This window comes from Bacillus sp. B1(2022), from assembly GCF_040259625.1.
Classification (GTDB): domain Bacteria; phylum Bacillota; class Bacilli; order Bacillales; family Bacillaceae; genus Bacillus; species Bacillus velezensis.
Window position 1 is genome coordinate 67022 of record NZ_JANIFO010000011.1, and the last position, 21353, is coordinate 88374.

A 21353-nucleotide genomic window follows, 5' to 3' on the forward strand; every position below is an offset into this window, starting at 1 on the left:
ATTTGAAAGAAGAGATCGGCAAGCCGAACGGTCTGGTGCCTCCAGCCTTATTGCGCGTCATGGATCAATTTTACGGGATCGAACATCAAAGTGAGCCAGAGATGCTGTATTCGTTCTGTGCGGAAGGAAAAAGCTCCCCTAAACGAAAAAAGCCATTGCGTATTCTGTACGCAACTTTTCTCCGTTACCCGAATGTCGGAGGGTTGGCGAGTTATATCACATCAATTAAGACGGGTTTTGAGCGCATCGGTCATCAAGCGGATGTCATCTCGCCGCTCCAAATGCCGCCATCTTTTTTTCAGGAAGATATCCCGCGGGCCGCTGACGAGATCAGAGCGTTTCTTGTTGGCAGATACGGCGCCGCAAACGAAAAGTTTGTGAAGAATCTCAGCTATTTACATGTCTTTCAAAGATTTTTGAAGGAGAAAGACTTAGAACAATATGACCTGTTTCACGCGCAGGATTTATTTGCGGTATTTTTGCTGGGATACCTTAATCAAACGTACCAGCGTCCTCTTTTTTTCACGCCGCACGGACATTTTACGAAAAGCCGGATGAAGTTTCATAAAATCCAAAAGGGTTCAATAGAAGAGGCATATTTCAGTGAAATAGAAAGGCAGGGTATTCGGGCTTCGGATAAAATCATTACAATCAGCGACTCCTTTCACGAGCCCTTGCTGGAGTACGGAGCGAAGGAGGCCCAGCTGAAGACTGTTCATACCGGTATTCACATTCAGGATGCCCCTGAGTCAAAACGTGCTGAAAAGCTCGTGATCGCGTGCGTTTCCCGTCTGACCGAGCGAAAAGGACATGATGTGATGCTGGACGCTCTCGCCCGCATCCGGCACCATTTATCCGGAGTTGATATATGGATCATCGGAGACGGAAACATGAGAGGGTTTCTGGAAGAGAAGAGACGGAAACTGGGCCTCTCAAATGTGTTTTTCCTCGGAAAACGACGTGATGTGCCGGCGCTTTTGGCTGAATCATCTATATTTGTCCTGCCGACATTGAATGATAATTTCCCTATAGCGATCATCGAAGCGATGTTCTCAGGTCAAGCCATTGTCGCAACTGACTGCGGAGGAATCCCTGAGATGATCCGGCATGAGGCCACAGGGCTTATTTGTCAGCCCGGCAACAGCCGCGAACTTGCTGATGCTCTCGTAATGCTGATTACGGATCAGTCTCTCAGGGAACGGCTTGGAAAAGAAGCGCGCTCCTATGCCGGCCGGCATCTGCGTCAGGAACTGATGGTTTCAAAAATAGAAAGGATTTATCAATCATTTTTCTGAATGATACCGGCGCCGCATGGCAGGTGCTTCAAGAGCAAAATAAAGAGGCCGGCGTTTAACTATCCAGCCTCTTTCCGAACTATTTTTTCATCTCATACAGAGTCTGCTGACTTTGTCCGCCCGGGCCGCCTGTCATTCCTTGCCGGGCTGAGCTTGTTTTTCCGGTGCTGTATGGGTCAGCTGAGATTTTTGTGCCGTTCTTTTTCATCCATGAGACAAGCTTTGTGTTGCCTGAATTGTTTCCGGATAATAAGGAATGTTTCACTTTTCCTTCGTCAACAATTTTTTCAGCTGTGAGACGGTTAAAATCGGATCGGTTCCGTTCAAAGAATGTTTTACCAAAATTTTCTTCGCGAAAAAAAGAGGCGGAAAGCCATCGCTTCCGCCTCCCGCACATATATATGAGAGAGCAGCCTTTATTTGTGATCGTTCTCTTTTTGGACTTCAGCTAATTTGGCAAGCAGAATGTGCTGAGGCATGTGCATGATTCTCTCAAGCGGCATATTCAGTGATTCTGCGAGCTTTTGCGCCGTTTCGGCGGAAATTTGCAGCGGTTTCATGTGATCACTCCTTCCGTTTCTTTATTGTACTAAAATCAGAAATCTATCGTAAGAGGATATGACAAAGGAATGGAGGTTTGAAAAGCGGGGCTTTATAACAGAATGGGGGAGGTTTTTTATGCAATCGCCATTGATGTTATTACAGCTGAAGCTGGCTGATTATCAGAAAAAAGCCGCAGAACTGCGGACAATTGACGAATTTATCATACTGAAACAGACATTGCAGGACATGATGAAAGTATTCGCCGCCTGTGAAGAATGGGAGCTGTATCAAAAAACGGCCGATCTCATGGCGCAGACGGTGCTGCACATCCGTTTCATCGAATAAGAAAAGCCCTCGCTCGGGCGAAGGCTTTTCTTAAAAGGACCGTTCTTCTTCAATGTTTTTATGCTGATCATAAATGACAAGCTTAGACGGGCTGTTCTCTTTAGCCGTCTGCTCCGCTTTCTCGATCGCCGCGTCCTTTGATGTATAAAGAGCCGTCGGCGCCACATTTTCCACCTTCACAAACCATCCGTCCGCATCAATACTGGGTGTTACTGCATATGTTTTCATCCTTCTTACCTCCTGGTTTCGATTTATTTATTTGTTTCCCAGCATTCGGAATGGTGAAACACGCAGCCGCTGTTTGACAAATACAGGGAAAGTGATGTTTTTCTATTCTTTTTCTTGAGAAATGGTAAAATGGAGTTTGGATATTTTTTAAGGAGAGGACGGTGCTTAGCATGACAGACCTTCTGAATGATCGGCTGCCGCCGCAAAACATAGAAGCTGAGCAGGCCGTGTTAGGTGCTGTTTTTTTACAGCCGTCTGCGTTAACACTGGCTTCTGAAGTGTTGATTCCGGATGATTTCTACAGAATGTCACATCAAAAAATTTACAATGCCATGCTCGTGCTCGGAGACCGCGGTGAACCGGTTGATTTGGTCACGGTAACGTCAGAGCTTGCGAATACCGATTTGTTAGAAGAGGTGGGAGGCGTCTCTTACCTGACGGACATCGCGAATTCCGTTCCGACAGCGGCTAATATAGAATATTACGCGAAAATCGTTGAGGAAAAATCGATTCTCCGCCGTTTAATCAGAACGGCGACCTCGATCGCTCAAGACGGGTATACGCGCGAGGATGAAGTTGAAGATTTATTAAGCGATGCGGAAAAAACGATTATGGAGGTCGCGCAGCGAAAAAATTCGGGCGCCTTCCAAAATATCAAAGACGTGCTTGTGCAAACATACGACAACATTGAGCAGCTTCACAACCGGAAAGGCGATATTACCGGGATTCCGACTGGTTTTATTGAGCTTGACCGGATGACGGCGGGTTTTCAGCGGAATGATTTGATCATTGTCGCGGCCCGTCCGTCTGTGGGGAAAACGGCGTTCGCCTTAAATATTGCGCAAAACGTGGCCACCAAAACGGATGAGAGCGTCGCGATATTCAGTCTTGAGATGGGTGCCGAGCAGCTTGTCATGCGTATGCTCTGCGCTGAAGGGAATATTAATGCCCAAAATCTCAGAACGGGAAATCTGACGGAAGAAGATTGGGGCAAGCTGACGATGGCGATGGGAAGTCTGTCAAACAGCGGTATCTTTATAGATGACACCCCCGGCATCCGCGTCAGCGAAATCCGTTCAAAATGCCGCAGGCTGAAGCAGGAAAACGGATTGGGCATGATTTTAATTGACTACTTGCAGCTCATTCAGGGAAGCGGCCGTTCAAGCGACAACCGCCAGCAAGAGGTATCGGAAATTTCACGGGCGCTAAAAGCGCTGGCGCGGGAGCTTGAAGTCCCGGTCATCGCCCTGTCTCAGCTCTCCCGGGGTGTTGAGCAGCGGCAGGATAAACGTCCGATGATGTCAGATATCCGTGAGTCGGGAAGTATTGAGCAGGATGCCGACATCGTCGCCTTCCTGTATCGTGATGATTACTATGATAAAGAATCCGAAAACAAAAACATCATCGAAATCATTATTGCCAAACAGCGTAACGGCCCGGTGGGCACCGTCTCACTGGCTTTTGTGAAAGAATACAATAAGTTCGTAAACCTGGAAAGGCGCTTTGATGACGGCGGTGTTCCGGCAGGTGCGTAAAGCCTCAAGCAATGTCTTGAGGCTTTTTTTCATCCGAAAGAATGAGAGAATGCCGTCCGTTCGGCAGACGAAAAAAAGAAAGCGCTTTTATATAATGGCATTAAGGGAGGGATGATGATGACAATTGAATTTCCTCAATTTCAAGCGGCGCAAATCCGGATTGCCCGGCCGACCGGACAGCTCAAAGAAATCATCAGGTTTTATGAAGAGGGCCTCGGGCTGAAGAGGGTCAGCAGTTTTTCCGGACATGAGGGCTACAGCGGCGTCATGTTCGGCCTGCCCCATACGCAATATCACTTAGAATTCACCGAAGAAACCGGCGCGTCTCAGCCGGCGCCCGTTCCGCACGGCGACAGCCTGCTTGTCTTTTACATCCAGGATCAGCAGGAGGTCATCCGCATCAGCACGACATTAAAGCAGATGGGATATGAGGAGAAAGCACCCGAAAACCCGTACTGGGAAGAAAAAGGCGTGACCATCGAAGATCCTGACGGCTGGCGGGTCGTCCTGATGAATACAAGCGGCATATAAGTGACTGTCTGAAGAACCCTGATTACGGGTTCTTTTTCTTGTTAAAGCATGAAAGTTTCGGGAGTAATAGATAGCAAATGAAAGAGAAAACGCTTTTAATCATGTTTAAGGCGAACAAATATAGATTGATAAGATTTAAATGTTCGGATTTACGATTGACTTTCTGTTTCGGCACTGATACACTTAATTTGTTTGAATGAGATATCGTTTTGAAAGGTTAACGGAGGTGCACGGATATATGTCTTCAGTAGTCGTAGTAGGTACGCAGTGGGGCGATGAAGGAAAAGGTAAAATTACAGATTTCCTATCAGAAAATGCAGAAGTGATCGCACGTTATCAAGGCGGAAACAATGCAGGACATACCATCAAGTTTGATGGCGTCACGTACAAGCTTCATTTAATCCCATCAGGAATTTTTTATAAAGAAAAAGCGTGTGTCATCGGGAACGGAATGGTTGTTGATCCGAAAGCGCTCATAACAGAGCTTGCGTATCTTCATGAACGCAATGTGAGCACGGATAACTTGAGAATCAGCAACAGAGCCCACGTCATTCTTCCATACCATCTGAAACTGGATGAAGTAGAGGAAGAACGCAAAGGGGCCAATAAGATCGGCACAACGAAAAAAGGCATCGGACCTGCTTATATGGACAAAGCGGCGCGGATCGGCATCCGGATCGCAGACCTGCTAGATCGTGACGTGTTTGCTGAAAAGCTTGAACGGAACCTTGAAGAGAAAAACCGTCTGCTTGAAAAAATGTATGAAACAGAAGGCTTCAAAATTGAAGATATTCTGGATGAGTATTATGAATACGGCCAGCAGATTAAAAAGTATGTATGCGATACATCCGTCGTCTTAAATGACGCGCTGGATGAAGGCCGCCGCGTTTTATTTGAAGGCGCTCAAGGGGTTATGCTTGATATTGACCAAGGGACATACCCGTTTGTCACTTCATCCAACCCGGTCGCCGGAGGGGTGACGATCGGTTCAGGCGTAGGCCCGACAAAAATCCAGCACGTCGTCGGTGTATCTAAAGCGTACACAACCCGTGTCGGTGACGGTCCTTTCCCGACTGAGCTGAAAGATGAAATCGGGGATCAAATCCGTGAAGTCGGACGCGAATACGGCACAACGACAGGCCGTCCGCGCCGTGTCGGCTGGTTTGACAGCGTTGTTGTCCGCCACGCCCGCCGCGTCAGCGGAATCACAGATCTTTCTCTGAACTCAATCGATGTGCTGACTGGCATTGAAACATTGAAAATCTGTGTCGCTTACCGCTACAAAGGTGAAGTGATTGAAGAATTCCCGGCAAGTCTGAAAGCTCTCGCAGAGTGTGAACCGGTATATGAAGAAATGCCTGGCTGGACGGAAGATATCACAGGCGCAAAAACATTAAGCGATCTTCCTGAAAATGCGCGCCATTATCTGGAACGCGTATCTCAGCTGACAGGTATTCCGCTTTCTATTTTCTCTGTCGGTCCCGACCGTTCACAAACGAACGTCATCCGCAGTGTATACCGCGCTAACTAAGAATTTGCAGCAAACAAGCCTCCGGTCACGGAGGCTTGTTTTTTTATGTAGGAAAAAAATAATAGATTTTTTTCAAAAAAGTAGTTGCCACTTTCGAATGTTCTATGATATTATAAATCTCGTTGTTACGGAACAGCTTCAATAGAGTACTGCAAGAAAGCTTTTGTCTGAATGCTCTATGATACATAATCCGACACATCAGGAGCCATTAGCTCAGTTGGTAGAGCATCTGACTTTTAATCAGAGGGTCGAAGGTTCGAGTCCTTCATGGCTCACCACTTTTTATGGCCCGTTGGTCAAGCGGTTAAGACACCGCCCTTTCACGGCGGTAACACGGGTTCGAATCCCGTACGGGTCATTGATTTACTTTAGCGTTATTGCTAACTCCTTATTTGTCCTCGGAGGGCCGCCACGATACGGCTCTCCGGACAAATTACTGTAAGGTCCGGTAGTTCAGTTGGTTAGAATGCCTGCCTGTCACGCAGGAGGTCGCGGGTTCGAGTCCCGTCCGGACCGCCATTTTACTTTACTTTATAGTATAGAAAAGAAACATCTGGCTCGGTAGCTCAGTTGGTAGAGCAACGGACTGAAAATCCGTGTGTCGGCGGTTCGATTCCGTCCCGAGCCACTTACCCAAACGCATCTGCAATAGTAGGTGCGTTTTTTCTTTTGTTATAAAAAAAGGGAGAGCCGGCTTTTCAGCCGGCCCAGAAGAAGACGTCAAACACTAGACGGCGTTTTTTTTCGTGAGGTTTCAAAAAAATATTATTTTTTAAAAGAAAATAAAAAACATGACAAAAGGATGGCAGTTCAATACGTTTTTGCGCTGTTCTCTTTAATTTTTTTATCTTTTGACCTGAAACCGTTATAATAGACGGGGAACGTTTTTCACGATCCGAATTGTGATCATCATGAAACATCAATAGATGAAATGAAGTCATTCTGGCAGGAGGAAAATCAAGATGATGGATAAGAAAATCCTTGTAGTCGATGATGAAAAACCGATTGCAGATATATTAGAGTTTAATTTAAGAAAAGAAGGCTATGACGTGCATTGTGCGTACGACGGAAACGAAGCCGTGGAAATGGTGGAGGAGCTTCAGCCTGATTTAATTCTTTTAGATATTATGCTTCCGAATAAAGACGGAGTTGAAGTGTGCCGGGAAGTCCGGAAAAAATATGATATGCCGATTATTATGCTGACGGCAAAAGACTCGGAGATTGACAAGGTCATCGGGCTTGAAATCGGAGCGGATGACTATGTCACGAAGCCTTTCAGCACGCGTGAGCTTCTGGCCCGCGTCAAAGCGAACCTGCGCCGCCAGCTTACGGTTGCGCCGGCTGAGGAAGAATCAGCTTCTAATGACATTCATATCGGTTCTCTCGTCATCTTCCCTGACGCTTATGTCGTATCAAAAAGAGAAGAAACGATCGAGCTGACTCATCGTGAGTTTGAATTGCTTCATTACTTAGCCAAACATATCGGACAGGTCATGACGCGTGAGCATCTGCTGCAGACTGTGTGGGGCTATGACTATTTCGGTGACGTGAGAACGGTGGATGTAACAGTGCGCCGCCTTCGCGAGAAAATCGAGGATAATCCGAGCCATCCGAACTGGATCGTCACAAGACGGGGTGTCGGTTATTACTTGAGAAACCCTGAACAGGACTAACCGGCGATGAATAAGGTTGGTTTTTTTCGGTCGATTCAGTTTAAGATCACGCTGATCTATGTGCTTCTCATTATCATCGCCATGCAGATTATCGGCGTGTACTTTGTGAAACAGGTGGAGAATTCTCTTCTCAAGTCCTATGAATTATCGTTAAATCAGCGCATTGACAATCTATCCTATTATATTGAGCAGGAATATAAAGGAGATAATGACAGCACCGTCATTAAAGATGACGTCAAACGGATTTTGAATGATTTTACGAAGAATAATGAAATACGGGAGATTACATTTGTTGATAAAAGCTATGAGGTCGTCGGTTCCTCCAGGCCTTATGGTGAGGAAATAGCGGGAAAACAGACGACGGACCCGATTTTTAAACGGATTTTCTCAACAAAACAGGCCTATTCAAAAAAATATTATGATCCTAAAAGCAAAAACAGAGTGCTGATTTCAGCAAAACCTGTCGTCACAGAGAATCAGGAAGTTGTCGGCGCGATATATGTCGTGGCCAGTATGGAAGATACCTTTAACCAGATGAAAACCGTCAACTCGATTCTTGCTTCAGGAACAGGCTTAGCCCTTGTTCTGACGGCTCTTCTCGGTATATTTCTCGCCCGCACCATTACCCATCCGCTGTCGGATATGCGTAAGCAGGCGATGGAACTGGCAAAAGGGAATTTCTCCAGAAAGGTGCGGAAATACGGGCATGATGAAATCGGTCAGCTCGCAACGACGTTCAACCATCTGACGAGAGAGCTTGAAGATGCCCAAGCCATGACGGAAGGGGAGAGAAGAAAGCTTTCATCCGTTATCGCGTATATGACGGACGGCGTCATCGCAACGAATCGCAATGGAGCTATTATTCTTTTAAACAGCCCTGCGCTTGAGCTGCTGAATGTTTCACGTGAAACGGCTTTAGAGATGCCGATTACGTCTTTATTAGGCATAAAAGAGAACTTTACATTTGAGGATTTAGTAGAACAGCAGGATTCCATGCTGCTGGAGATCGAACGTGACGATGAAACGACTGTACTGCGGGTGAATTTTTCCGTTATTCAGAGAGAGCACGGAAAAATCGACGGTTTAATCGCGGTTCTTTATGATGTCACCGAACAGGAAAAACTCGATCGGGAACGCAGAGAGTTCGTTGCCAACGTGTCTCATGAGCTGCGGACACCGCTGACGACCATGCGGAGCTATTTAGAGGCGCTTGCAGAAGGCGCGTGGGAAAACAAAGATATCGCTCCGCGTTTCCTAATGGTGACCCAAAATGAGACTGAGCGCATGATCAGATTGGTGAACGACCTGCTTCAGCTTTCTAAATTCGACAGCAAAGATTATCAGTTTAATCGGGAGTGGATTCATATGATCCGCTTTATGTCACTGATTATCGATCGTTTTGAAATGACAAAAGAACAGCATGTCGAATTTATCCGCGAGCTGCCGGACAGAAATCTGTACGTGGAGATTGATCAGGATAAAGTGACGCAGGTTCTCGATAATATCATTTCTAACGCACTGAAATACTCACCGGAAGGCGGACATGTCACTTTCTCAGTCGATGTGAATGAGAAAGAAGAGCTGCTTTATATCAGCGTAAAAGATGAAGGTATCGGCATTCCGAAAAAAGATGTGGAAAAAGTCTTTGACCGTTTCTACAGAGTGGATAAAGCGCGCACGAGAAAACTCGGCGGCACCGGGCTCGGCCTTGCGATTGCAAAAGAGATGGTTCAGGCGCACGGCGGAGACATTTGGGCCGACAGTGTAGAAGGCAAAGGAACGAAGATTACATTTACTCTTCCATATAAAGAAGAGCAAGAGGATGATTGGGATGAGGCGTGAAAATATAAAAACAGTCATACTGTCAGTGCTGGTCGTCATTAGTCTTGTTTTAACATGGGGAATTTGGACATTCCAGCCCAATTTTTCAGAAGGCACGGCCTCAACCAAATCGACTGTCCGGGAAAAGCATAAAATTGATAAAACGAGCCAAAAAGTGTCGCAAACGGTAAAACCCCGGGATATGTTTATTCATACAAACGGCTCTCATTATAAAGTGGATGATGAGACGCTCTTTAATGACCTGTGGGCGGATTTGCCGCAATGGGAAGTAAAAGGGATGAAGGATATTTCCGATCAATACGACAAGCTCGGTTTTAAAAATTGGCTTTACGGCAGAAACGGCAATTCGGCAAAGCTCGATCTGCAATTCAATGACACCATTCCGATTGATTTCTTCCAATCGATGTTTAAATGGTCGAATCCGTCAATGGAATACAGCTCATTTGACCATATTGTCATTCCGTTTAATGAGAATAAGACAAATAAGAAGATTTACATGGTCTCATACAGCAAGCAGCTGATTTTGGAAGTGACTGTGGAATCGGCGAATTACCGCAATCTGATGAATGAGCTGTACAGCAAAAAGTCGAGTATGCCGTTATACCACCTCTATTCGGTCGGAAAAAGCAAAGAATTTCTCATGCCGAATGCGCGGTTTAATATGAAGGAAAAAGAATTTATCACTGAAACCATTAAGACGAACCTGTTTAAGCAGACGCTTTTTAATGATCCGAGCACGGTCAGAGAAGACCCGAATTACAATCGGAATGTGCTGACTGACGGAATCAGCCGTCTGGAAATCAATTCGACACAGCGGCAGATTCAATTCCAGCATCGGAACCTGGCACAAAGCGCTTCTTATCAAACAGGGGAGCTGATTAAGAAAAGCTATAAATATTTAGAGGATACGGGAAGCTGGACGGATCATTATCAATTTTTCAATGTGAGTGATAACCAGCAGCTGAGTTTCTACATGTTTAAAGACCAAATGCCTGTGATCAACAGCACGTCTAAGCCTTTCGGATCCGGACCTGTTTTGACCCTGCAATGGGCCAATGACGAGGTTCTCAGCTACAAGCGGCCGAACTATGTTCTCGGACCGAATCCGATTAAAACAAAAGACGTAAAAATGATGAACGGCAATGAGGTTGTGTCTCTGCTGGAGCAGCAGGATAAATACGACGTGAATAAAATCGACCAGATCTTCCTGGCCTATCAAATGGTCTCTTCATCAACGAATGATCTCGTTGAACTGGAACCCGTCTGGAGTATGAAAATCAACGGGAAGATCGTTCCGATTACGAAAGATCTGCTGGGGAAGGAGGAGGACGATAATGGAGTGGAATAAGACAAAAACGATCTTCATCATTGCCTTCCTCATCCTCGATATTTTTCTCGGCTATCAGTTTTTTGAAAAACGCTCGAGCAGTGAATACGAAGTGATTAAAAATTCAAATGTGGAAAAAGACATGGAGATGGATCATATCACTTTCGGCAACCTGTCTTCTGATTCCGCTACGGGCTACCGGCTGACGGCGGGCCAAAAGGTATTTACCGCTGAAGATATTGATGCTTTGAAAGATCAAAAGCCTTTAATGGAGATGCCGGCGGATGATCACAAGGTTACCACACTGAAAATGAAATTTACCGATCCGGTCCGTTTATCGAAGCAAAAACCGCAGGAGGATGCGGAATCGCTCGTCAGCTCTAAAATAACCGGCGGTGAAAAATATAAACTGTGGAAAGTCGACAAGGATAAAAAACAGATCATTTTTTACCAGATGTATGACGGCCAGTTGATTTATCAGGATTTTGACTCGTCCACGGATGCGATCGGACAGGTGATTCTGCATCTGAACGATAAAAACGAGGTCGTATCTTACGAGCAGACCATGCTGGAGTCATTCAAGCGAATCCAGACGGAGAGCCTGATTCCTGAGCTTGATGCGGTCGAATTATTGTATTCTCAAAATTACTTAAAAGCGAATTGCGCCGTTAAAAGCGTTAAGTTCGGCTATATTGCCCAATATCCGCTGACAAGTACGCAGGTGCTGGCGCCGGTATGGAGAATTACAATTGAAGATAAGTCAAAAGGGACGAAGAAAAAGACACAGCAAACGTACACTGTGAATGCATTGGAAAGCACAGTCATTGATAACAATCAAAATAAATAATGGAGTGAGACACAATGGGCTTGCAATTTAGCGTGCTTGCGAGCGGGAGTACCGGAAACGCGTTTTATCTGGAGACAGAGGAGCACTCTTTTCTGGTGGATGCCGGCCTGAGCGGTAAAGCGATGGACGGGCTGATGGAGAAAATCGGCCGCAAGATAGACGACGTCGACGGCATCTTTGTCACTCACGAGCACAGCGACCATATTAAAGGGCTCGGCGTCATTGCGAGAAAGTACGGTCTTCCCGTCTACGCCAATGAAAAGACGTGGAAAGCGATGGAGAATCAGATCGGCAAGCTGGATACCGGACAAAAGTTTCTGTTCCCGATGGAAAGCGTGAAATCCTTCGGCGGGCTTGATGTTGAGTCATTCGGCGTCTCTCATGACGCGGCCGAGCCGATGTTTTATGTTTTCCACTACCAGGGCAGAAAGCTCGCGCTGATGACGGACACCGGGTATGTGAGCGACAGAATGAAAGGCATTATCCGTTCGGCCAATGTGTTTGTGTTTGAAAGCAACCATGATGTCGGCATGCTGCAAATGGGCAGATACCCATGGAGCATTAAGCGGCGGATTTTAAGCGATGTCGGCCACGTCTCCAATGAAGATGCGGCGCTCGCCATGACTGATGTCATCGGCGACGGCACATCGCGCATCTATTTGGCGCATCTGAGCCAAGACAACAATATGAAGGAGCTGGCGAGAATGTCCGTGCAGCAGACATTGGCTGCGAAAGGATTTGTCGCCGGGGAAACGTTTCAGTTATTTGATACCGATCCGAAAATCCCGACGCCGCTGTGCGCCGTGTAATTTTTCCAAATGAATCATGATTATTAATCCGCGATCTGACCCACACTATAAGCAAATCGAGTACTCTTGAAAGGATTTGAGATAGGGTGGATTATAATCGCGATGATGAACAGTACGCCTCCGAACAGCCCCGCCGCAGCAAGAGAGGGTACTTTCTATCAAGTCTGATCGGCGTCATCGTCGGGGCCGCGCTCATGGCATTCCTGCTGCCGTACTGGACAGGCGGAGACCATGGGGAAAGCAGCAAAAGCACCAGCCAGCGTCTCGGCAGCGAACAGGTGAAAACAGTCAACGTAAATGTCAATGACGCTGTCACGAATATGGTCAGCCGTGTATCGGATTCGGTAGTCGGTGTTCTCAATATCCAAAAGACCGATATTTGGGGAGAGGGCGGCGAAGCGGGAAGCGGGTCGGGCGTCATTTACAAAAAGAACGGAAACACTTCTTATATCGTAACCAATCACCATGTCATTGAAGGTGCGACTGAGATTGAGATCAGCCTGAAGGATGGCTCACGCGTGCCTGCTGAGCTGATCGGGAGCGACCGTCTGATGGATCTCGCCGTGCTGAAGGTGAAGTCTGATAAAATCAAATCGGCCGCCCAGTTCGGCAATTCTGATCAGGTCAAAGTCGGAGAACCGGTCATTGCGATCGGAAATCCGCTCGGGCTTGAATTTGCGGGATCAGTGACACAGGGGATCATTTCAGGCACGGAAAGGGCGGTGCCCGTTGACTCAAACGGCGACGGACAGCCGGATTGGAATGCGGAAGTGCTGCAGACCGATGCCGCGATTAACCCGGGCAACAGCGGCGGCGCTTTGATGGATATATCGGGCAAGGTGGTCGGCATCAACTCAATGAAGATCGCTGAATCCGCCGTTGAAGGCATCGGCCTGTCCATCCCGTCAAAGCTTGTCATTCCCGTTATTCAGGATTTAGAAAAATACGGAGAAGTCAGACGGCCTTTCCTCGGTATTGAGATGAAATCCTTAACGGATATTGCGAGCTATCATTGGAGCCAGACGCTGAAACTTCCGAAAGGCATTAAAACCGGGGCGGTCATTATGGGTGTCGACGCGTTTTCACCGGCCGGAAAAGCGGGTTTGAAAAAGCTCGACGTGATCACCGGGTTCGACGGACATAAGGTCAATGACGTTGTGGATCTCCGTGAGCGCCTGTATCGCAAAAAGATCGGCGACCGTGTGAACATCACGTTCTACCGTTCGGGAAAGAAAAAAACAGCGGAAGTCAAACTGACAGAAGCGGATCGATTACAGAAATAAAAAAACAGCCCGGACAACCGGGCTGTTTTTTATTGATTTATTTGTTAATATTATACTATTATGAAAACGGGAGGTGACACACATGAAAACGGCTGATGTGATCATCGTATTGAATGAAATTGAAGGTGAATGTGAAGGAAGAATTATTTTAGAATGCAGAATTTAAGAACATGAAACATGTTATATTAAACGTCCTTTTTCAGGGCGCTTTTTTTATGCCGTTTTTCAGAAGCCATAAAAAAGAACTGAACGCGGGTCACAACACGTTCAGTTAAAAATGGGTATATTTAGAAAAAGGTAGACGTAAACTTAGAACTTTGTGATTGAAACAGACTGGTGCTGCTGAATTGAAGCGGCAGATAATGATTTTTATTTGCAGATTGCTCTGTTTTCAGCGTTTCCTTTCACCAATTCAGCTTAGATTCCGTTTTGTTTCAGATAAAAGCGAATAATAGAAGGGGAAGCGAAAAAAATAAACACAGGCTGATACATCTAAGGAGAGACTGCATCATGGAAAAGTTGAAAGGCATCAAGCTGAGTGCAGACGGCGAGTCTGCACTCATTGATTCTTTAACGATGGGGCTTCATTACGGAACGGTCCTCGGGGAAGACAATATCGTCGAGGTGTACATCCGTTCTTTGCGCGAAAAGCTGAAAGACAAAGAACACAAGGTGATTCGCACGGTTCGGGGCGCCGGGTACAGGGTGGATCTGGCATGAAACGGCTGTACAGAACCCTGCGGTTCCAGCTCCTGTTCAGGTCACTGGCGATTTTGGCTTTGCTGTTATGTTTCATCGGCGGCACTCAGTACATGTTTATGACACGGACGATGTATGAAAATCAGGCGATCAGCATTCAGAGTGATATCAATTCAATGGATCAAAGCGTATGGAGGTCCATCAAAACCCTTGCCCGTTCCGAAACACCGGCTCATCCGAATTTGATTTACCCCGGGGTGACGGTTGCTTTTATCAATCAATCATACAAGATGTCTGTTTTATCAGAAGACCCGCACGCGGGGGCCGCTCCTTCTTTCCCGAAAAAAGTGTACCGGGATGCGCTGACAGATACAATGGCGCTTCACTATCAGGTGGCTCACAATAAGGCGGGTGAGGAAATCATCGTCGTGTTTCAGGCGATTTCCGTTGACGGAAGGCAGGCGGGAGTTGTGCAGATGAGCACGCTGACCCAGCCTCTGAATGATTCGCTTTTCCGCCAGATCAGCATTTTCGCGGTGCTTTCCTTTGCGGCTTTGGTCATCGGCCTGTTTGTTTTCTTGCCGGTGATTCGGCTCACACTCAAGCCGCTGTCCCGCATTGTGCGTATGATGGGTGACATTCATGCCGGCAGTCTCGATAAACGGCTGCCGATTGATAAAAGGCAGGCAGAAATTGAGTCATTGGGCATCTCCATCAATCAGATGCTGGAACGGATTGAAACCTCTTTTCAGGCGGAAAAAGAAGCGAAGGAGCGCATCCGGCAGTTTGTATCAGACGCATCACATGAGCTGAGAACGCCGCTTACCTCCATTCACGGCTGTATCGAAATGTTAATGCGCGGAGCGGCGGAGAAGCCGGAGCAGAAAGAAAAAGCGCTTCAAAGCATGTACGCGGAATCCGCCAGGGCGAATAAGCTGATAGAGGATCTTCTGTTTCTCGCGAAGATTGACCGGGTGCCGAGTTTTGAAATGAAAAAAGGCGCATTGGGAGACGTCATTTTGGAAATGGAGGCTCAGCTGAAGCTGCTCGCGAGAAACCGGAAGCTCGAGTTCTTTGTCGATCAAAAGATAGAAGCCGTTTTTGACAAAGACAAAATGAAGCAGGTCATTCTCAACCTCTTTTACAATGCGGTGCAGCATACGGATGAAGACAAGGGTGTCATCACCGTCTCCCTGCAGAAAGACGGAGGAATCATGCTTATGATTGCAGATAACGGAACGGGAATCGCTCCGGAGCATGTGCCTCATTTGTTTGACCGGTTTTACAGGGCGGAAACCTCCCGATCCCGTCAATCCGGCGGCGCGGGACTGGGTCTTGCCATTACAAAAACCATTATCGACAGCCATAACGGAACAATTGAAGTGAAAAGTGAGCAGGGAAAAGGCTCCGTGTTCATCATCCGGCTGCCGGGATAAACCGGGAAGCAGGAAGAAATATCACAATTTATGTATAAATTCTAAATTTTCAAAAAATAACTTGTCCTTTTCCAATATTGGTGATAATATCTAGTTATTGGTAAAGGGGGTGTGTACTGATGAAGATTGAAGAACTTGATCTTGATACAGAAACAGCAAGCTTGGTGCATCGTTGCTAGTAAAGCCGTGACTCCCCTCATTGGGGAGTTATTATCTTTCAGGGGGTATGTCATGATGTCAACGGACTGTAAGCGCTGGAAGTTTAAAGACAGCGTGCAGGTGCTGACCTACACGGCGCATATTATCATTCAATATCGAAAGGCGATTAAGCTTGCGCATACGAGTGAGATCAAAGAGGCGGTTGAACGGCTGACCATCGGCTGTGAAAAACAAGAGCTCTCTGATCTTCTGGGAGAAGAAGCGGGAAACCAGTTTTTCGATGCGTTAATGAAATTGGATGCTTTAATAGAGCCATGGCAAAACGGCCGTGAAGGCCGCATCACTGAAAAGCAGCTGTACCATTTTGAGAAATACAACCAAAACCCCAATCTGATCCAAAACAGATTAGACGGCAGCAGGGCAGCGATCGTGGGTCTGGGGGGCGTCGGAACGATCATTCTTCAAAACCTTTTGGCGGCGGGCATGCAGCATTTTATTCTCATTGATTTCGATGCCGTATCAGTACATAACCTGAACAGACAATTCGTCTATAATCAATCTTCTGTAGGCAAATTAAAGATCTCAGAATGCAGAGATTATATTGCGGGTATCAATCCCAATGCGGACGCAGGACTTTACCATAAGGAAATGACACAGCCGCAGGATCTGCGTGTGTTAGATCCGTATGAAATTGATATCGTCATAAATGCCGCTGACAAACCCCATAACATTTCTGAATGGGTTTACCGGTATTGTAAGGAGCGGAATATCGCGTTTATGACCGGGGGTGTCGGCAGCTTCAGCGGCCAATGGGGGCCTCTGCTCACGCCTGAATCCTATCAATCCGGCGTCACCTATGAAAAAAACATGCCGGCCGGACTTCTGAACTGTTACCCCGATGAACCGATCAAAGGTTCCTTAGGAGCGACAAACGGTATTATATCCTCGTTTATGTCTCATGACATTATCACATACCTTGCAGGCGGAAGCCCGAAATCCCTGAATACCCGCATCGGCCTGGACTTTGACGGCCTTCATATTACAGAAACGAAGCTTTCTCAAAAGGAAAGCGCTTTATGAAGACGATGCATCGTACGGCGAGAAAACCGGGCGACCCTCTAAAAATAGAAATCGACACAAGCCCGATACGCTTGAACCCATTAGATACGCAGGATTACACAAGCAAGATGATTTGCAGCATTATGTATGAAAGTCTGCAGGACGGCTATAACTGCCGGATCATCCGCAAAGATCCCCGCACCTGTCAGGTGGACATTCACCCGGACTATTTAGGCGACGCCGAGGGTGTGGTTCAAACGATCATCTATCATCTGACGAAAGAAAATCAAAGCCCCCATCTCGGCAGTTTCCTGAACATAAAACAGGCCGTTCCGTATGTAAAAGGCCTCGTCTCATCCGATCAGCTCGGGGTGAACGTAACAGGCGAAAAACGCTTTGGAGTCACCTTGGACGAGCCGTCTGATGAGATAGAAGCCGTTTTGCAGAGCAGCTTTCTGATTCCGGGGACCGCCGGGGGCGATGTGCCGGAAAACGGCCCGTACCGATTCAAGCGCACGTTTGAGAAGGGGCTGGAATTTGAGCGGAATCCGCAATATAAAATGACGCCCGCGGATCACCGCACGGTTCAGACCATCCAATTTATTTTGAATGATGATCTGGAAAAAAGCATCGGGCTGTACGAAGCGAATCAAACGGACGTGACCTGCCACACCCAGTTTCATCATTCAAACATGAGGTATCGGCAGTATGCTGATTTTAAAGAAAATCATTTGCCGATGTTATTTACCTTCAAGGTAAAGGACGACATGCTGAGAACTTTTATTCAGCATTATTTTGATAAACAAAAGCTGGCCGGGGATTTGGGGCATATCATCACACCGACTGATTCACTGATCGGTATATGGGAAAGCGGGAGGACACCGCAGAAAGATCCGCCCCTTTTGACAAAAGAAGAACCGATCCGAATCGTTTATGCCGATTATTATCCCAACGGAGAGATTATTGAAAGGCTGGCTGATTTGTTTCGGCGGGCCGGAGCGGACGTGTCCGTCTCCCGCGTCAGTCATTTCAATGATTATTACCATATGGATAAAAGCGGGTTTGATATTGAGCTCCATTTGTTCCTGCCGGCTTACATGCATGAGCTGAGCTATATCAAATATTTCATCCGCGACATCAGCGATCCAGAGAAGAAAAAAACGATCATTGATGCCATAGGATCTGAAAAAAAGAAGGAACTTTTTGGGTTATTCGAGAATACAACTCATTATTGCCCAATTTGTTTTGGGAAAAGTCTGTATCTGCAAGATCCATGTATAGAGGGTTTTAGTGTAAAGACTGACGGGCTCCTTTCTGTTCATGATGTTAAATGCAGATAGCTGGAAAGGGGTATTCATTTGCGGAATCGAAATTTGCTTTACTTCTCCGGTTTTTTCGGAAACTTCTTTTTCGAACGGGGAATTTGGATTTTATATTTAACAAGTATGAATTATTCATTGTTTCTTGTGGGCATCCTGCAATCGGTCCTGAATTTGGCGATGTTTCTGGCGGAAGTGCCGAGCGGCGTCATCTCGGACAGAATCGGGAGAAAAAAATCGCTCTTGCTCGGCCATTTTATGGTCATTGTCTATTTGGTGATGTTCCTGAGCTTCCATAACTTCATCGCCCTCTTCATCGCCCATATTATATACGGTATCGGGCTGACGTTTATATCAGGAACGGATCATGCCTTTTTGTTTGATTCACTGAAAGAACAAGGGAAAGAAAAGTGGTACGGCAAATCCATCGGAAATTATAACGGACTTGTCATACTCGGTCTTGCGATCGCCATGGGCATCGGCGGCTACTTGCAGGAAATATCATGGTCGTATGTGTTTATCGCCGGGATTGTCACTCAGCTGATTGCAATGGCGGTCATTACACAGCTGACGGAAATTAAATTTGAAAACAGTGAACACGAAACGCAGACGGTCGGTGACATCTTAAAAGAAGTCAAAGATTTCTTCAGGCTGAACAAAGCCTTTAAATATCTGGTGCTGTCACTCTCCGTTTTCTTTGCGATTACATCGGTTTTTTATATGTACGGACAAGATTTGTTAAGTCAGGAAGGGCTGTCCGTGCGCAATATATCCATTATTTTTGCGGGACTGTCCATCTTGCAGGCGCTGTGCTCCATCTTTTCTTCCAAGCCGGCGGAAAAATTCACGCCGAGGCGCGTGCTTCTGCTGACATTCTGCATCATCGGGGCGGCCTACCTGTTTATACCTTCGGGCAGTCTGTACGTGACGATTGCAGCTTTTGTCGTCATTAACGCGCTCTATGATGTGATAGAACCCGTATCCAGTCAGGTGGTGAATAATGAGATTCCGTCCAGAACGAGAGCCACGCTGCTGTCCATTATCAGTTTGATGACCTCGCTCTTCATGTTCATTGCCTTTCCGTTTATCGGATTCTTAACGGACTATTTTGATTCAGCTTTGCTGCTGACCGCAATCGGGGTATTATCCATCTTATTGTCGCTGTTTATGATGCTCAGCTTTTACAAACTGAAAGCGAGCGTCGCCATCCAGAATAAAGTCGAGCTTTGAACCAGAATGACAAAGGGATGATGTGAGTTGCTGAATATTCATAATCTTACGGTAAATTTAGCGGGAGATACCATTTTCAAACAAGTTTCTTTTTTCATCAATGAAGGCGAGAAAGTGCTTGTGGCCGGGCCGAACGGTTCCGGCAAAAGCACGCTGTTCAGGGTGCTTTCCGGGGAGCTTGAGGCAGATGAAGGAACAATTGCGATCAACAAAGGGGCGAAGGTCGGTTTGCTGAAGCAGATCGCTGATCCCCATGAGGATCTGACGTTGTATCAATATCTGGAAAAATCGTTTGAAGCTCTAGCGGCGATCCAGAAGGAAATGAAGGCCATTGAGCTGAAGCTTTCAGAACCGATGAGTGGTGACGAGCTGACTGCTTTATTGGAAAAGTACAGTCAATACACGGAAACATTTGAGCGGAACAACGGCTACCAGATGCATGCGATGATTGACGAGGTATGCAACGGGCTCAGCCTCAGCGAATTAAAGGATCAGCCGTTTTCAAAGCTGAGCGGCGGCGAAAAAACAAAAGCCGGCCTTGCCGAAATTTTAATCCGCAACGACGACGTTATACTGCTGGACGAGCCGACCAACCATTTGGATGTCCATGCGATTGAGTGGCTTGAAGGGTTTATTAAAAAATCGAACAAAACCATTCTGTTTACGACCCACGATAAAACGTTTGCCGACCAAACGGCGATGAAGGTGCTCGAGATTGACGATACCGAGGTGAAGATTTGGCCTTACGGATTCAGCGAATACTTGAAAAAGCGGGAAGAATTTATCATCGCCCAGTTTGAGAAATATGAAGAACAGCAGAGAAAAATACAGAAGATGAAGGAATCCATCGCCCAGCTGAGAGATTGGGCCAACCGCTCAAATCCGCCGTCTGTCGGCCTGCACAGACGCGCGAATAATATGGAAAAGGCGCTGAAAAGGATCGAGCTGATCAATAAGCCGGTCCGGACAGAGCAAAAATTAAAAAACGCATTTCAGGAAGCGGGCGCCGGTTCAAAAGATATTGTGTTCATTGAAAACGGAAAGGTGACCAACGGATCTTCCCTTTTATATCAAAATGTGAACCTGCGCATAAAGCATAAAGACAGAATCGGCATCGTCGGCAGAAACGGCGTCGGCAAAACAACGCTGATCCGCTGCATCATCGGGGAAAGAGAACTGTCGGACGGCACCATTAAAGTGGGAGAAAATCTTAAAATAGGCTACATTGATCAAAAGAGCCATGTCGGAGATTCGAGTCAGACGATTCTGCAATTTTTTAAAGAAAATCTGCTGACTGAAGAGGGCATGGCCCGGAATATGCTGGCCAAGTACGGATTTTACGGGTCGTCGGTCTTTAAAAAACTTTCCGTCCTGTCGGGCGGTGAGAGAATCAGGCTGAAGCTGTCCATCTTAATGGAAAAAAAGCTGAATGTCCTGATCCTGGATGAGCCGACCAACCACTTGGATATTGAATCTCAGGAAATTCTCGAAAACAGCCTGATGCAGTTTCAAGGCACCATCATCTGCGTTTCTCACGACAGAAACCTGCTGGAGAAGTTCAACAAGATTTTCTGGCTTGAGAATCAAAACGTCACCATCTTTTCAGGTCCATACAGTTACGCCAAACAAAAAAAACGGCAGATTGCCGAATAAAAGGGGAAT

19 protein-coding genes, 4 tRNA genes and 1 pseudogene are annotated in these 21353 nt (G+C 46.6%); 21 read left to right on the forward strand and 3 right to left on the reverse strand.

Annotated elements, in window-relative coordinates:
* Positions 1-2: 2 nt before the first annotated feature.
* Positions 3-1295: a glycosyltransferase family 4 protein gene (locus NQS30_RS17370; protein ID WP_218791435.1), complete on the forward strand. Its 1293-nt coding sequence runs from the start codon at positions 3-5 to the stop codon at positions 1293-1295.
* Positions 1296-1374: 79 nt separating this feature from the next.
* Here the strand turns inward: NQS30_RS17370 and NQS30_RS21445 are convergent.
* Together NQS30_RS21445 and NQS30_RS17375 are read right to left on the reverse strand one after the other, a co-directional pair.
* Positions 1375-1622: pseudogene (locus NQS30_RS21445) on the reverse strand (mannosyltransferase YkcB-related protein); the annotation flags it as partial.
* An 89-nt stretch (positions 1623-1711) separates the two neighbouring features.
* A complete protein-coding gene (locus NQS30_RS17375) occupies positions 1712-1855 on the reverse strand; it encodes a YycC family protein (protein ID WP_007407902.1) in 144 nt (47 codons plus the stop codon).
* 118 nt (positions 1856-1973) lie between these two features.
* Here NQS30_RS17375 and NQS30_RS17380 point away from each other — a divergent pair, with 118 nt between their 5' ends.
* A complete protein-coding gene (locus NQS30_RS17380; protein WP_015418617.1) occupies positions 1974-2183 on the forward strand; it encodes a hypothetical protein in 210 nt (69 codons plus the stop codon).
* A 30-nt stretch (positions 2184-2213) separates the two neighbouring features.
* Here NQS30_RS17380 and NQS30_RS17385 read toward each other — a convergent pair whose 3' ends face one another.
* Positions 2214-2411 carry a DUF2188 domain-containing protein gene (locus NQS30_RS17385; protein ID WP_025285570.1) on the reverse strand — a complete coding sequence of 66 codons (198 nt, stop codon included), beginning with the start codon at positions 2409-2411 and terminating at the stop codon, positions 2214-2216.
* Positions 2412-2581: 170 nt separating this feature from the next.
* On the opposite strand from NQS30_RS17385, the gene dnaB reads away from it, so the two are divergent.
* The 19 genes from dnaB to NQS30_RS17480 all read left to right on the forward strand — a co-directional run bounded on the left by dnaB (position 2582) and on the right by NQS30_RS17480 (position 21344).
* Positions 2582-3946 (forward strand): replicative DNA helicase, encoded by a 1365-nt coding sequence (dnaB, locus tag NQS30_RS17390; RefSeq protein ID WP_004393100.1) that lies wholly within the window; start codon positions 2582-2584, stop codon positions 3944-3946.
* A 117-nt stretch (positions 3947-4063) separates the two neighbouring features.
* A complete protein-coding gene (locus NQS30_RS17395; RefSeq protein WP_099567238.1) occupies positions 4064-4477 on the forward strand; it encodes a VOC family protein in 414 nt (137 codons plus the stop codon).
* A gap of 238 nt (positions 4478-4715) precedes the next feature.
* The gene (gene purA / locus NQS30_RS17400; RefSeq protein WP_012118894.1) at positions 4716-6008 is read left to right on the forward strand and encodes an adenylosuccinate synthase; all 1293 of its coding nucleotides are present in this window, start codon (positions 4716-4718) and stop codon (positions 6006-6008) included.
* 202 nt (positions 6009-6210) lie between these two features.
* Positions 6211-6286, forward strand: a tRNA-Lys gene (locus NQS30_RS17405).
* Between the two features lie 8 nt (positions 6287-6294).
* Positions 6295-6366, forward strand: a tRNA-Glu gene (locus NQS30_RS17410).
* Between the two features lie 84 nt (positions 6367-6450).
* Positions 6451-6527, forward strand: a tRNA-Asp gene (locus NQS30_RS17415).
* A 36-nt stretch (positions 6528-6563) separates the two neighbouring features.
* Positions 6564-6636, forward strand: a tRNA-Phe gene (locus NQS30_RS17420).
* Positions 6637-6973: 337 nt separating this feature from the next.
* Positions 6974-7681 (forward strand): cell wall metabolism DNA-binding response regulator WalR, encoded by a 708-nt coding sequence (gene walR, locus NQS30_RS17425; RefSeq protein WP_004393104.1) that lies wholly within the window; start codon positions 6974-6976, stop codon positions 7679-7681.
* 6 nt (positions 7682-7687) lie between these two features.
* Positions 7688-9523 carry a cell wall metabolism sensor histidine kinase WalK gene (gene walK, locus NQS30_RS17430; RefSeq protein WP_004393106.1) on the forward strand — a complete coding sequence of 612 codons (1836 nt, stop codon included), beginning with the start codon at positions 7688-7690 and terminating at the stop codon, positions 9521-9523.
* Positions 9513-10871, forward strand: a complete 1359-nt coding sequence (gene yycH, locus NQS30_RS17435; protein WP_064108028.1) for a two-component system activity regulator YycH — start codon at positions 9513-9515, stop codon at positions 10869-10871. The genes walK and yycH overlap by 11 nt, the downstream gene beginning before the upstream one ends.
* Positions 10858-11697, forward strand: a complete 840-nt coding sequence (locus NQS30_RS17440) for a two-component system regulatory protein YycI (RefSeq protein WP_122504311.1) — start codon at positions 10858-10860, stop codon at positions 11695-11697. Before yycH ends, NQS30_RS17440 begins: the two co-directional genes overlap by 14 nt.
* A gap of 14 nt (positions 11698-11711) precedes the next feature.
* A complete protein-coding gene (locus tag NQS30_RS17445) occupies positions 11712-12506 on the forward strand; it encodes an MBL fold metallo-hydrolase (protein WP_007407895.1) in 795 nt (264 codons plus the stop codon).
* Between the two features lie 86 nt (positions 12507-12592).
* Positions 12593-13789, forward strand: a complete 1197-nt coding sequence (locus tag NQS30_RS17450) for a S1C family serine protease (RefSeq protein WP_007407894.1) — start codon at positions 12593-12595, stop codon at positions 13787-13789.
* Between the two features lie 510 nt (positions 13790-14299).
* Entirely contained in the window at positions 14300-14509 is a 210-nt protein-coding gene (locus tag NQS30_RS17455) for a winged helix-turn-helix domain-containing protein (protein WP_025285567.1), read from the forward strand.
* Positions 14506-15924, forward strand: a complete 1419-nt coding sequence (locus NQS30_RS17460; protein ID WP_069007590.1) for a sensor histidine kinase — start codon at positions 14506-14508, stop codon at positions 15922-15924. Before NQS30_RS17455 ends, NQS30_RS17460 begins: the two co-directional genes overlap by 4 nt.
* A 231-nt stretch (positions 15925-16155) precedes the next feature.
* Positions 16156-17163: a ThiF family adenylyltransferase gene (locus NQS30_RS17465; protein ID WP_069007589.1), complete on the forward strand. Its 1008-nt coding sequence runs from the start codon at positions 16156-16158 to the stop codon at positions 17161-17163.
* On the forward strand, positions 17160-18482 hold the full coding sequence (locus NQS30_RS17470) for a periplasmic substrate-binding domain-containing protein (protein ID WP_069007587.1): 1323 nt from the start codon (positions 17160-17162) through the stop codon (positions 18480-18482). The genes NQS30_RS17465 and NQS30_RS17470 overlap by 4 nt, the downstream gene beginning before the upstream one ends.
* An 18-nt stretch (positions 18483-18500) precedes the next feature.
* Positions 18501-19691 carry an MFS transporter gene (locus NQS30_RS17475; protein WP_014306161.1) on the forward strand — a complete coding sequence of 397 codons (1191 nt, stop codon included), beginning with the start codon at positions 18501-18503 and terminating at the stop codon, positions 19689-19691.
* Positions 19692-19718: 27 nt separating this feature from the next.
* Positions 19719-21344: an ABC-F family ATP-binding cassette domain-containing protein gene (locus NQS30_RS17480; RefSeq protein ID WP_059367460.1), complete on the forward strand. Its 1626-nt coding sequence runs from the start codon at positions 19719-19721 to the stop codon at positions 21342-21344.
* The last annotated feature ends 9 nt before the right edge of the window (positions 21345-21353 follow it).